We start from the raw sequence: 12,756 nt of genomic DNA, 5'->3' as shown, positions 1-12,756 counted from the left end.
GATTCATTCTGTTGTTATATTTTTCCTTTATGAATCATAGCACAGGAAATACCCGGCCTACGGCGTAAAGGCCTCAGCCGGGTTATCGGGGAGAGAATTAACCGCTGACCACCGCTTTACGCAGGTCGAATACGCGACAGGCTTTGCCTTCAGAGCGCGGAATGCTGCCGCAGTTGACGATGGTGATATCGGTGGAGATCCCGACCATCGACTTAATGCGGTGGCGCAGCTGGTGACAAATCTGGCAGCGCTGTTCGTGACTCAGGGCCAGCCCGCTCTCTTTCAGCTCCACGCGCACTGCCAGCGAATCGAGATGGCCGCGGCGATTCACCTCCAGCTGGTAGTGCGGCGCCAGGTGTTCAAACTTAAGGATCTCTTCTTCCAGCTGCGACGGGAAGACGTTAACCCCGCGGATGATCAGCATATCGTCGCTGCGTCCGCTGATGCGGTCCATACGGCGCATGGTGCGCGCAGTGCCCGGCAGCAGGCGCGTCAGATCGCGGGTACGGTAGCGGATCACCGGCAGCGCCTCTTTGGTCAGCGTGGTGAACAGCAGTTCGCCGTGTTCGCCATCGGCCAGCGGCGTGCCGTCGTCCGGGTTAACGATTTCCGGGAAGAAGTGGTCTTCCCAGATGGTCGGGCCGTCAACGGTTTCCAGACACTCCATCGCCACCCCCGGGCCCATCACCTCTGACAGACCGTAAATATCCAGGGCGGTGATCCCCAGCCGGCGCTCGATCTCCGCGCGCATCGCCAGGGTCCACGGCTCGGCGCCAAAGACGCCGACGCGTAATGAACAGCCGCGGGCATCGCCGGCCATCTGGCGCTCCAGCTCTTCAATCAGATTCAGACAGTATGAGGGCGTCACCATGATCATATCCGGCTGGAAATCGCGGATCAGCTGCGCCTGTTTTTCGGTCTGTCCGCCGGACATCGGGATCACCGTCGCGCCTAAGCGTTCCGCGCCGTAGTGCGCGCCAAGGCCGCCGGTAAACAGGCCGTAGCCGTAGGCGACGTGAATTTTATCTTTCGCCGTGCCGCCGGCGGCGCGCAGCGAACGGGCGACGATATTGGCCCAGTGATCAATATCGTTTTGCGTATAACCCACCACCGTCGGTTTGCCGGTGGTGCCGGATGAGGCATGAATACGCACCACCTGCTCCATCGGCACCGCGAAGGTATCGAAGGGATAGTTGTCGCGCAGATCCTGTTTGGTGGTGCACGGGAATTTGGTCAGGTCGCTCAGTTCGCGGAAGTCGTCAGGGTGCACGCCTGCGGCGTCGAATTTACGACGATACATTGGCACATTGTTATACGCATGATTCAGCGTCCACTTCAGACGCTGGGTTTGCAGGGCCTGCAGCTCATCACGCGAGGCGGTTTCAATCGGATCTAATTTTGTAGTAGTTATCATTGTAGGGTACTCGCAGGTAAATTAGCTCACACTCGCTCGAGGATCATGGCGATGCCCTGACCCACGCCAATACACATCGTACACAACGCATAGCGCCCGCCGCGGCGCTGCAGCTCAAGGCTGGCGCTCAGCGCCAGACGCGCGCCGCTCATGCCCAGCGGATGGCCTAAAGCGATGGCGCCGCCGTTGGGATTCACATGCGCCGCATCGTCCGGCACGCCGAGCTGTCTGAGCACCCCCAGCGCCTGGGCGGCGAAGGCCTCATTCAGCTCAATCAGATCCATATCGTTAATATTGAGCCCCGCCCGCTCCAGCACTTTACGCACCGCCGGTACCGGCCCCAGCCCCATCAGGCGCGGCTCGACGCCCGCCGTCGCCATCGCCACGATCCGCGCCCGCGGCGTGAGCCCCTGGCTAGCGGCCTGCTGTTCGCTGGCGATGATCAGCGCCGCGGCGCCGTCGTTAACGCCGGAAGCATTGCCCGCGGTAATGACGCCGCCTTGACGGAACGGCGCTTTCAGTTGCGCCAGCTGCTCAAGCGTGGTTTCCGGTCGCGGATGCTCGTCCTCGCGCACGTCGCTAAGCGCCCCTTTCCGGCCGACAACCTGCACCGGCACGATCTCCTGCGCCAGAATGCCGTCGCGCTGGGCCTGCGCCGTGCGCTGCTGGCTGCGCCAGGCGAAAGCATCCTGATCGGCGCGGCTGATATTTAACAATTCGGCTACATTCTCGGCGGTTTCCGGCATGCTGTCAGTTCCGAAGTGTTGCGCCATGAGCGGGTTCACAAAACGCCAGCCAATGGTGGTGTCGAACAACTCCGCCTGACGCTGATACGGCGCGCTGGCCTTCCCCATCACAAACGGCGCGCGCGACATCGACTCCACGCCGCCGGCGATCAGCAGATCGGCATCGCCGGCTTTGATCGCCCGGGCGGCAAAACCGACGGCGTCCAGCCCGGAGCCGCACAGGCGGTTGAGGGTGGTACCCGGCACGGTGTGCGGGTAGCCGGCCAGCAGCGTCGCCATATGCGCCACATTACGGTTATCTTCGCCCGCCTGATTCGCGCAGCCGTAAATCACATCATCGATCGCTGTCGGGTCAAGCCGGGGGTTGCGGCTCAGCAGCGCACGCAGCGGGATCGCCGCCAGGTCGTCGGCGCGCACGCTGGCCAGCGCGCCGCCGTAGCGGCCAATCGGCGTGCGGATCCCGTCACAAATAAAGGCCTCGCGCATTACACTTCTCCTGTGATTGTGCCGCCGATGCGGTGCGATTTGCCGCGAAAGAGGGCCACAATTTTTTGCTGTTGATTAACAATTTCAATGTCGTAGACCCCGGTCAGCTTGCCCTGCTGTTTGACTCTGGCGGTGGCGATCAGCCGGTCGCCGGCAAACGCCGGGCGGAGAAAATCAATGCTGGCCGCCGAAGCCACCGCCGCCAGCCCCTGGCTGTTACAGGCGTAGGCGAAAGCGGTATCGGCAAGGGTAAATAGCTGACCGCCGTGGCAGGTTTGATGGCCGTTCAGCATGTCCGGCGAGACGGTCATGGTCATCTGCGCAAAACCGTCGTCCATCTCGATGAGTTCGATCCCCATCGTTCTGGCGCAGGTATCTTTTTCATACATCGTGCGCGCGTTGCGCCAGGCGTCATTGCTCATGGTGCTTCTCCATCAGCGCCTTCTGGCGCAACAGGGAGCCGGGGCGATAGCGCTCCTCGCCATAATGGTGGTGTAGGTTCTCCAGCAGGCGCAGCACGCGGCGCCAGCCGAGGCTGTCCCCCCACGCCAGCGGGCCCTGCGGGTAATTGACGCCCAGACGCATGGCGGTATCGATATCCTGTGCGCTGGCCACCCCTTTCTGTAGTGCATCCAGCGCTTCGTTAATCAGCATCGCCACCGTGCGCCACACCAGCAGGCCGGGATAATCGGCGATACGCAGCACGTTCTTGCCCTGCTGCTGGAAGTAGTGCACCGCTTTGTCCGTCGCCGCCGGCGCGTTGGTCGCCGCTGCGGCCAGCACCACCGTATCGCTGGCGCACAGGTCATACACCACCACCGGACGGCGATGCTTAACGCTCAGCGCCAGGGCAGTCTCGCCTTCGGTCTCCAGCAACAGCAGCTCGTCCAGCTCAGTGACACTGTCACTTATAGTGATGACGGATTGAGCGCCATGGGCAACCGGCGGCAGCGCCGCCGCCGTCCTGACTTCCACAGGCCAGCGATAGACGCCATGGCCGCTCTTTTTGCCCAGCCGCCCGGCCAGCGCCAGCTCTTGCTGGAGTAGCGATGGCAGGTAGCGGCGGTCCTGCCAGAAAGCGTTAAATACCGAGCAGGTCACGGCGAAGTTAACGTCCTGGCCAATCAGGTCCGTCAGCGCCAGGGGCCCCATCGGGAAACCGCCGCCGTCACGCAAAGCGGCATCGATAACCTCCGGGGCGGCCACCTGCTCCTCCAGCGCCCGCCAGGCTTCGGCGTAGAATGGGCGCGCCACGCGGTTAACGATAAAGCCGGGCGTCGAGCGGCAGCGCACCGGCCGTTTCCCCCAGCCACTCACGCACTGGCACAGCTGCTCCACCACTTCCGCAGACGTCGCCAGGCCGCTGACGACCTCCACCAGCTTCATGACCGGCGCCGGATTAAAGAAGTGCAGCCCGGCGACGCGTTCGGGATGCTTTACCCCGGCGGCGATGGCGGTAATCGAAATCGACGAGGTGTTGCTGGTGAGTAACGTTGACGGCGCGCAGATCGTCGCCAGCTGCGCGAACAGCGCCGTTTTTACCTCCAGGCGTTCAGAGGCCGCTTCGATCACTAAATCTGCGTCGGCCAGCGCGGCTAAATCGTGGGCCGGATGCAGGCGTGCCAGCAGCGCGTCGGCCTGCTCTGATGCCAGTTTGCCGCGCTCGACCCGTGAGGCGAGCCGCCTGGCAATACCCTCTATCGCCCGGGCGATGGCCTGATGATCGATGTCGTAAATCAGCACCGGATGCCCGGCGGCAGCCGCCACTTCGGCGATGCCGGCCCCCATGGTGCCGCTGCCGATCACCGCCACGTTGGCTATGGATGTCGTCATCATCTATTTCCCGCTGAACAGTGGTGGCCGTTTGGCCAGAAATGCGCTGACCCCTTCGCGGTAATCATCGCTGCGCCCGGCGAGGCGTTGATAATCGCGCTCCAGGTCCAGCTGCGCGTCGAGACCGTTGGTTTCCGCCGCCAGCAGCGCCTTTTTAATCAACCCAAGACCCAACGTCGGCTGAGCCGCCAGATGGCGCGCCAGCTGCAGACTGGTGTCCGCCAGTTCGGCATCATCCACCAGCTGCCAGATAATCCCCCACTGCGCGGCCTGTTCCGCGCTGAGGCTATCGCCCAGCAGCGCCAGCCCCAGGGCGCGCGCGCGGCCGGCCACCCGCGGCAGGAACCAGCTGCCGCCGCAGTCCGGCACCAGCCCGAGCTTGCTGAAGGCCATCACAAACTTGGCCGAACGCGCGGCCAGCACGATATCGCAGCCCAGCGCCAGGGTGGCCCCTGCGCCAGCGGCTACGCCGTTGACCGCGCAAATCACCGGTTTCGGCAGCGCCGCCAGACGACGCACTAACGGGTTGTAAAAGCGTTCCACCGACAGGCCGAGATCCGGCGGCGGGCCGCTGGGGTCGACGTTGCGGTCGTTCAAATCCTGGCCGGCGCAAAAGCCGCGGCCGGCGCCGGTGATCAGCAGGCAACGCACGCCGTCGTCGCGCTCGGCCTGCTTCAGGCATTCCGCCAGCTGTTGATGCATCAGGTCGTTAAAACTGTTGAGGCGGTCCGGGCGATTGAGGGTAATGGTCATGACGCCCTGTTCCACTGCGCTGAGAATGAAAGCTTCCACGATTAGCGTCCTTTAAAGTCCGGGGTACGTTTTTGTAAGAAGGCGTCGATGCCTTCGCGGCGGTCTTCGGTGGCGCTCAGCAGGGTGAACAGCTGGCGCTCCTGCTGGAGACCGGCCTGCAGGCTCACCTCCTGCGACAGGCGCAGCGACTGTTTCGCCGCCCGGAGCGCCAGCGGCGCGTGGCGGGCGATGGTGGTCGCCAGTTGCAGGGCATATTCATCGGTTAACGCCGCCGGATGGATATCGCTCACCAGCCCGGCCTGCTGCGCCTGACCGGCGTCAATACTCTCACCGCTCAGCACCATCCGGCTGGCCAGCGCCTTGCCAACGCTGCGGATCAGCCGCTGGGTGCCGCCAGCGCCCGGCATGATGCCGAGGGTAATTTCCGGCAGGCCAAAGCGGGCGTTGTCCCCGGCGACAATCAGGTCGCACAGCAGGGCCAGCTCGCAGCCCGCGCCGAGGGCGTAACCGTTGACCGAGGCGATCAGCGGTTTGGGGAAGGCATCGATACGCGCCCACAGCCGCGGGCGGATATCATCCAGGGTCGCCGGGAGATCTTTCTCCGCCATCTCGTTCAGGTCGGCTCCGGCGGCAAAGAAGCGCGGATTGCCGCTGATGACGCAGACGCTGACGTTGTCATCAGCGGCCGCGGCCTCCAGCGCCTCGGCAATCCGGGTTAATAAGGCATTGTTCAGCGCGTTGCGGGCCTGCGGACGGTTGAGCGTCAGCTGCAGCACCCGGCCATGGCGGTGGATCATCAGCTCGCTCATGCCATCCCCCGCGCGTCAAAGTCGACCACCACGTCGCCGCTGGTGGGCAGCGCCTGGCAGCTCAGCACGTAACCCGCCGCCAGCTCATCCGCTTCGAGGCTATAGTTGGCGGCCATCGCCACTTCGCCGCGCAGCACTTTGCATTTACAGGTGGCGCACACCCCGCCCTTGCAGGCAAACGGCAGGTCTGCCCCCTGGCGCAATGCGGCATCCAGAATGCTGTCGTCTTCGGCGCTGAGGGCGATCAGCCGATCGCGCCCGTCCTGGCGGATGGTTACCGTGCGCCCTTCCGCCTGCACCCCGACGGCGCGCTTAACGCTGCCGCCCGGCGTATTGAAGCGTTCGAGATGAATGGCGTGCTCCGGCACGCCGAGCTTGCGCAGGGTCGTTTCCGCCTCATCCATCATCGTCGCCGGGCCGCAGATAAAGGCCTCGTCGAAACGGCTGAAATCCAGCAGATGGTCCGCGAGCTGGCGCAGTTTGTCGCCATCGATGCGCCCCTGCAGCAGATCGCTGTCCATCGACTCCTGGCTGAACAGATGCACCACCTGCAGGCGCTGCGGATAGCGGTCTTTTAAATCGGCCAGCGCCTGGCGGAACATCATGCTGTGGCTGCTGCGGTTGCCGTAGATCAGCGTGAAGCGGCTGTGCGGCTCGGTGGCCAGGGTGGCGCTAACGATCGCCATCATCGGCGTGATCCCGGAGCCGGCGGCGATCGCCAGATAGTCGCCCTGCCGTTCAGCCTGCGGCTGATAGCCGAAATGCCCCTGCGGCACCATTACCTCCAGCTCCATCCCCTGCTGGATAGCGTGCTGGGCGAAGCGCGAGAAGCGCCCGCCGTCGATGGCTTTGACCGCGACGCTGATCTCTCCCGGCGTAGGGCTGCGGCAGATGGAGTAACAGCGGCGCAGCTCTTCACCGCCCAGTCGGGCTTTCAGCGTCAGATGCTGGCCCGGACGAAAGCAGTACTCCGCCTGCAGGGCTTGCGGAATCGCAAACGTAATGGTCACCGCATCGCGGGTTTCCGGCTCGACTCTCGCGACCTTAAGCGCATGGAACGTCGTCATGGCAACCTCAAATACATTTAAAGTAATCAAAGGGTTCCCGGCAGCTGTCGCAGCGATAGAGCGCTTTGCAGGCCGTGGAACCGAATTCACTAATCAGCGAGGTGCGGGTGCTGCCGCAGCGCGGACAGCTCACCTCGGCGGGCATTTCCGCGTGGCAGGCGTGCCCCTGCGGCGGGCTGATGCCGTACTGGCGCAGGCGCTCGCGGGCCCCCTGGCTCATCCAGTCGGTGGTCCACGGCGGGTCCAGCTGCAGGACGATGTGGACCGGCAGATAACCATGCTCGCTCATCACCGCGCGGATCTCGCTCAGCAGATGCTCCGTCGCCGGGCACCCTGAATAAGTCGGGGTAAAGCCAATCACCCAGCCATCGCCGTGGCGCGCGACGCTACGCACCATGCCGAGATCGGTGATGGTGAGTACCGGCACTTCCGGATCCGGGATCGCGCTTAACACTCCCCAGATAGCGAGCACCTCGGCGGGAGCGATGTCATCTAAACGTTGCATCGTCCCCTCCCTTACCACTGCAGGCCGGGATGGGAACGCTGCAGATATTGCATCTCCGCCAGCAGCGGGCCGAGATGTTCACTGTGCAGCCCCTGTTTGCCGCCGCTGCGAAAGGCCGCTTCCTGCGGGACCGATAAGCCTGAGTCAAGCAGCGCGGTATGCACGGTGCTTTGCCATTCGGCCTGAAGCTCGCGCGGATCAACCGCAATGCCCTCCCCGGCCAGGCTGAGCTCCAGGTCATCGGCAAGGAACAGTTCGCCGGTAAAGCGCCACAGATTGTCGACCGCCTGCTGCATTTTGCGATTTGAAACCTCGGTGCCGTGACCAAGACGCTCCAGCCAGCCGCGGCTGAAGCGCTGGTGGTAGCGCACCTCTTTCAGCGCTTTGGCGGCAATGGCCGCCAGCTGCGCGTCGCGGCTGTTCACCAGCCGGCTGTACAGGGCGACGTGCCAGACGTCGATAAAGAACTGGCGGGCGATGGTGTCGGCAAAATTGCCGTTCGGCTGCTCCACCAGCAGCAGGTTGCTGAACTGGCGCTCATCGCGGCCAAAGGCCAGGGTATCTTCGTCGCCGCAGCCGTTAAGCTCGGCGGCATAGCTCAAAAAGTTGCGCGCCTGGCCAAGCAGATCGAGGCCGATATTGGCCAATGCGAGATCGATCTCCAGCTCCGGGGCATGGCCGCACCAGGCGCCTAAGCGCTGGGCCAGCACCAGGCCGTTGTCGCCAAGACGCAGAGTGTAGGTGGCTACAGGATTGGGGTTATTCATCGCCGCCTCACATGTGTTCCATGCCGTCCGGCACGGTATAGAAGGTCGGATGACGGTAGACTTTGCTTTCCGCCGGGTCGAAGAATTCGCCGCGCGCTTCCGGCTGCGAGGCGACGATTTCGCTGGCCTTCACCACCCAAATGGAGCAGCCTTCGCTGCGGCGGGTGTAGGCGTCGCGGGCGTTCTCCAGCGCCATTTGATCGTCGGCGGCATGCAGGCTGCCGACGTGACGATGGGAAAGCCCCTGTTTGCTGCGAACGAACACTTCATATAACGGCCAGTAAACTTTGCTCATGTTGTCTCTCCTTATGCCGCGCTGCGGGCCTGCTGTTTTTGCGCATGGGCCAGCGCGGCTTCGCGAACCCACTCGCCCTCTTCCCAGGCCTTACGCTTGGCGGCCAGCCGCTCGTGGTTGCACACGCCACGGCCGCTAATCACCTCGTTAAACTCCTGCCAGTCGATCTCGCCGAAGCGGTAGTGGCCGCTGGCTTCATCAAAGTGCAACTCCGGGTCCGGGACGGTCATGCCGAGGATCTCCACCTGCGGCACGGTGTTGTCGACGAAGCGTTGACGCAGCTCGTCGTTGGAGTGCAGTTTGATTTTCCACGCCATGCTGCGGGCGCTGTTCGGCGAGTTGTCGTCGTTGGGGCCAAACATCATCAGCGCCGGCCACCAGAAGCGGTTAATGGCGTCCTGCAGCATCTGCCGCTGGGCGTCATTACCCTGCGCCAGCGCCATGCAGGCTTCGAATCCCTGGCGCTGGTGAAAGCTCTCTTCTTTGCAGATTTTGACCATCGCCCGGGCATAGGGGCCGTAGGACGTCCGGCACAGCGCCACCTGGTTGACGATGGCCGCGCCATCGACCAGCCAGCCGATCACGCCGATATCGGCCCAGCTCAGCGTCGGGTAGTTAAAAATGGAGGAGTATTTCATCTGCCCGTCGAGCATCTTCTGATACAGATCTTCCCGCGCGCAGCCAAGGGTTTCCGCGGCGCTATAGAGATACAGCCCGTGGCCGGCCTCATCCTGCACTTTAGCCAGCAGGATCGCTTTGCGGCGCAGAGTGGGCGCCCGGGTGATCCAGTTGCCTTCCGGCAGCATGCCGACGATTTCCGAGTGCGCATGCTGACCAATCTGACGGATCAGGGTTTTACGATAGGCATCCGGCATCCAGTCCTGCGGTTCGATGGCCGTTTCCTGCGCGATGCGCTGGTCAAAGCGTTGTTCTTCTGTCACGTCATCACCTTTATGATTCCGATATTCACATCATAACCGTTTATGTGAATCACTTTGTTTATTGAAGGTTACATATTGGTTAAAGAAAACCACAAATTTTGTTTACTCTTTTTGTGATAGCCTCCGCAAAACCTTTTGTAAACCACAACAAATACAGTTAATTAGGCCGAAAACATAACGTCATCGCGATCACAATGTTAATAATTTATTAAATACGAGCTTGCATTTTATGATTCATAAAAGAACTATTTATAGACATTCCACGTAACATATTTGGAGATTCGCGATGCAGCAGTTAGCCAGCTACTTATCCGGCGCCTGGCAGACCGGCCGGGGCCGCGCCCGTACTATCCATCACGCCATCACCGGCGCGGCGCTGTGGGAGGTGACCAGCGAAGGCCTGGATATGGCGCAGGCGCGCCGCTTCGCAATTGAGCGCGGCGGTCAGGCTCTGCAAGCCATGACCTTTATTGAACGCAGCACGATGTTAAAAGCGGTAGCGAAACATCTGCTGGAGCAGAAAGACCAGTTCTACGCGATTTCCGCGCAAACCGGCGCCACCCGCGCCGACAGCTGGGTGGATATCGAAGGCGGCATCGGCACCCTTTTCACCTATGCCGGGCTCGGTAGTCGCGAACTGCCGGACGATATCCTGTGGCCGGAAGACGAGCTGATCCCGCTCTCTAAACAGGGCGGTTTTGCCGCGCGTCACGTGCTGACCTCAAAATCAGGCGTCGCTGTGCATATCAACGCCTTCAACTTCCCCTGCTGGGGAATGCTGGAAAAACTGGCCCCCACCTGGCTGGCCGGCATGCCGGCGATCGTTAAACCGGCCACCGCCACCGCCCAGCTCACCCAGGCCATGGTGAAGGCGATTGTCGACAGCGGCCTGGTGCCGGAAGGCGCCATCAGCCTAATTTGCGGCGGCGCGGGCGATCTGCTCGACCATCTCGACAGCCAGGACGTGGTGACCTTTACCGGCTCAGCCGCCACCGGCCAGCAGCTGCGGTCGCACCCCAACCTGGTGGCCAAATCGATTCCCTTTACCATGGAAGCGGATTCGCTCAACTGCTGTGTGTTAGGCGAAGACGTCACGCCGGAGCAGCCGGAGTTCGCGCTGTTTATCCGGGAAGTGGTCCGCGAGATGACGGCGAAAGCCGGGCAAAAATGTACCGCTATCCGCCGCATCATCGTCCCGTTGGCGCAGATCAATGCGGTTAGCGATGCGCTGATCGCCCGCCTGCATAAAGTGACCGTCGGCGACCCGGCGCAGGAAGGGATTAAGATGGGGGCGCTGGTTAATCACGAGCAGCGTCAGGACGTTCAGGAGAGCGTCAATAAACTGATTGCCGCCGGCTGCGAAGCGCTGCTTGGCGGACAGGCGGACCTCAGCGCGGCCGGGGCCTTTTTCCCGCCGACGCTGCTCTACTGCGCGCAGCCGGATGAAACCCCGGCGGTTCACGCCATTGAAGCCTTTGGTCCGGTGGCGACCCTGATGCCCTACCAGGATCGCCAGCATGCCCTGGCGCTGGCTCGTGCCGGCGGCGGTAGCCTGGCGGGAACGCTGGTCACCGCCAGCGGCGAACTGGCGCGCGAGTTTATCCTCGGCGCCGCCCGCGCCCATGGCCGTATTCAGATACTGAACGAGGCGTCCTCGGTCGAGTCAACCGGCCACGGTTCGCCGCTGCCGCAGCTGGTGCACGGCGGCCCCGGCCGCGCCGGCGGCGGCGAAGAGCTCGGCGGACTGCGTTCGGTGAAACACTATATGCAGCGCACCGCCGTCCAGGGCAGCCCGACGATGCTGGCGACCATTGGCCAGCAGTGGGTGCGCGGCGCCCTGGTGAGCGAAGACCGCATTCACCCGTTCCGCAAATATTTCGAAGAGATCCAGCCCGGCGACAGTTTGCTGACCCCGCGGCGGACCCTGACCGAAGCGGATATCGTTAACTTCGCCTGTCTGAGCGGCGACCATTTCTACGCCCACATGGACAAAATCGCCGCCGCCGACTCGATTTTCGGCGAGCGCGTGGTCCACGGTTATTTCCTGATCTCCGCGGCGGCCGGTCTGTTCGTCGATGCCGGCGTCGGGCCGGTTATCGCCAACTACGGCATGGAAAACCTGCGCTTTATTGAACCGGTCAAGCCGGGAGACACCATCCAGGTGCGTCTGACCTGTAAGCGGAAAACCGTTAAACGTCAGCGTAGCGCCGAGGAGAAAGCTACCGGCGTGGTGGAATGGGCGGTGGAGATTTTCAACCAGCACCAGCAGGCGGTGGCGCTGTATTCCATTCTGACCCTGGTGGCGCGCCAGCAGGGGGATTTCCCGGCGTAATGGCGGAAAATTGACCGCTGGCGCTCTGTTGGCCGTTTCTTGAGCCATTGAGACTGCAAGCGGTTTGCAACGGTTTCGCCGCGGGAAGTCCTTTATGTTATCTGCGGCTTCAGCGTAGTTTGCGCGGGCCTACTGGCAGTCAGACCCGGACAGGTAGGCCGGGTAAGGCGCAGCCGCCACCCGGCACAAAACCTGCTCCGTGCCCGCGGTCTTTGCCCGGCGGCGCTGCGCTTGCGCGGGCCTACTGGCAATCAGACCCGGACAGGTAGGCCGGGTAAGGCGCAGCCGCCACCCGGCACAAAACCGGCTCCGTGCCCGCTGTCCTTGCCCGGCGGCGCTGCGCTTGCACGGGCCTACTGGCAGTCAGACCCGGACAGGTAGGCCGGGTAAGGCGCAGCCGCCACCCGGCACAAAATCGGCTCCGTGCCCGCTGTCCTTGCCCGGCGGCGCTGCGCTTGCACGGGCCTACTGGCAGCCAGACCCGGACAGGTAGGCCGGGTAAGGCGCAGCCGCCACCCGGCGCAAAATCGGCTCCGTGCCCGCTGTCCTTGCCCGGCGGCGCTGCGCTTGCGCGGGCCTACTGGCAGTCAGACCCGGACAGGTAGGCCGGGTAAGGCGCAGCCGCCACCCGGCACAAAACCGGCGCACGTGCTCCATGCCTCTGCGGAGGCATTTTTTACGTCCGTCTGGCAAACCTGACAAATAACCTGGCAAGAGCAAACAAACGCCCCGGCGCCGCGGGCTGGTAGCTTAAGGGTGACAAAGCCGACATTCGCAGCGGCAAAAGACAACACAACAATAAGATGAG

12 protein-coding genes are annotated in these 12,756 nt (G+C 63.0%); 1 reads left to right on the top strand and 11 read right to left on the bottom strand.

The annotated features are described in order from the left end of the window. Positions 1-97: 97 nt before the first annotated feature. The 11 genes from paaK to paaA are packed head-to-tail and all read right to left on the bottom strand — an operon-like array spanning position 98 to position 9,616. Positions 98-1,414, bottom strand: a complete 1,317-nt coding sequence (paaK, locus tag K5R89_RS02320; protein ID WP_048297408.1) for a phenylacetate--CoA ligase PaaK — start codon at positions 1,412-1,414, stop codon at positions 98-100. A gap of 26 nt (positions 1,415-1,440) precedes the next feature. Beyond that, a complete protein-coding gene (pcaF, locus tag K5R89_RS02315; RefSeq protein ID WP_044522629.1) occupies positions 1,441-2,646 on the bottom strand; it encodes a 3-oxoadipyl-CoA thiolase in 1,206 nt (401 codons plus the stop codon). Then, positions 2,646-3,068 (bottom strand): hydroxyphenylacetyl-CoA thioesterase PaaI, encoded by a 423-nt coding sequence (gene paaI / locus K5R89_RS02310; RefSeq protein WP_217259180.1) that lies wholly within the window; start codon positions 3,066-3,068, stop codon positions 2,646-2,648. Before paaI ends, pcaF begins: the two co-directional genes overlap by 1 nt. Next, positions 3,058-4,482 carry a 3-hydroxyacyl-CoA dehydrogenase gene (locus K5R89_RS02305; RefSeq protein ID WP_072413122.1) on the bottom strand — a complete coding sequence of 475 codons (1,425 nt, stop codon included), beginning with the start codon at positions 4,480-4,482 and terminating at the stop codon, positions 3,058-3,060. Before K5R89_RS02305 ends, paaI begins: the two co-directional genes overlap by 11 nt. Further along, positions 4,483-5,271 carry a 2-(1,2-epoxy-1,2-dihydrophenyl)acetyl-CoA isomerase PaaG gene (gene paaG, locus K5R89_RS02300; RefSeq protein WP_217259181.1) on the bottom strand — a complete coding sequence of 263 codons (789 nt, stop codon included), beginning with the start codon at positions 5,269-5,271 and terminating at the stop codon, positions 4,483-4,485. Between the two features lie 2 nt (positions 5,272-5,273). After that, positions 5,274-6,041 carry a 2,3-dehydroadipyl-CoA hydratase PaaF gene (paaF, locus tag K5R89_RS02295; RefSeq protein ID WP_107112602.1) on the bottom strand — a complete coding sequence of 256 codons (768 nt, stop codon included), beginning with the start codon at positions 6,039-6,041 and terminating at the stop codon, positions 5,274-5,276. After that, positions 6,038-7,108: a 1,2-phenylacetyl-CoA epoxidase subunit PaaE gene (gene paaE / locus K5R89_RS02290; RefSeq protein WP_177335656.1), complete on the bottom strand. Its 1,071-nt coding sequence runs from the start codon at positions 7,106-7,108 to the stop codon at positions 6,038-6,040. Before paaE ends, paaF begins: the two co-directional genes overlap by 4 nt. 7 nt (positions 7,109-7,115) lie before the next feature. After that, the gene (gene paaD, locus K5R89_RS02285) at positions 7,116-7,613 is read right to left on the bottom strand and encodes a 1,2-phenylacetyl-CoA epoxidase subunit PaaD (protein WP_217259182.1); all 498 of its coding nucleotides are present in this window, start codon (positions 7,611-7,613) and stop codon (positions 7,116-7,118) included. A gap of 11 nt (positions 7,614-7,624) precedes the next feature. Next, a complete protein-coding gene (paaC, locus tag K5R89_RS02280; protein ID WP_217259183.1) occupies positions 7,625-8,380 on the bottom strand; it encodes a 1,2-phenylacetyl-CoA epoxidase subunit PaaC in 756 nt (251 codons plus the stop codon). A 7-nt stretch (positions 8,381-8,387) separates the two neighbouring features. After that, positions 8,388-8,675: a 1,2-phenylacetyl-CoA epoxidase subunit PaaB gene (gene paaB, locus K5R89_RS02275; protein ID WP_023289451.1), complete on the bottom strand. Its 288-nt coding sequence runs from the start codon at positions 8,673-8,675 to the stop codon at positions 8,388-8,390. 11 nt (positions 8,676-8,686) lie between these two features. Further along, positions 8,687-9,616, bottom strand: coding sequence for a 1,2-phenylacetyl-CoA epoxidase subunit PaaA (gene paaA, locus K5R89_RS02270; RefSeq protein ID WP_032452647.1), 930 nt, complete (start codon positions 9,614-9,616; stop codon positions 8,687-8,689). 286 nt (positions 9,617-9,902) lie between these two features. Here paaA and paaZ point away from each other — a divergent pair, with 286 nt between their 5' ends. Continuing rightward, positions 9,903-11,948: a phenylacetic acid degradation bifunctional protein PaaZ gene (gene paaZ, locus K5R89_RS02265; protein WP_217259184.1), complete on the top strand. Its 2,046-nt coding sequence runs from the start codon at positions 9,903-9,905 to the stop codon at positions 11,946-11,948. Positions 11,949-12,756 lie beyond the last annotated feature (808 nt).

This window comes from Klebsiella sp. TF21-TM (genome assembly GCF_019753495.1).
In the GTDB taxonomy this organism is placed as follows: domain Bacteria; phylum Pseudomonadota; class Gammaproteobacteria; order Enterobacterales; family Enterobacteriaceae; genus Klebsiella; species Klebsiella quasipneumoniae.
Note: the sequence above shows the minus strand (reverse complement) of the source record. Positions and strands in the feature narration are given on the sequence as shown.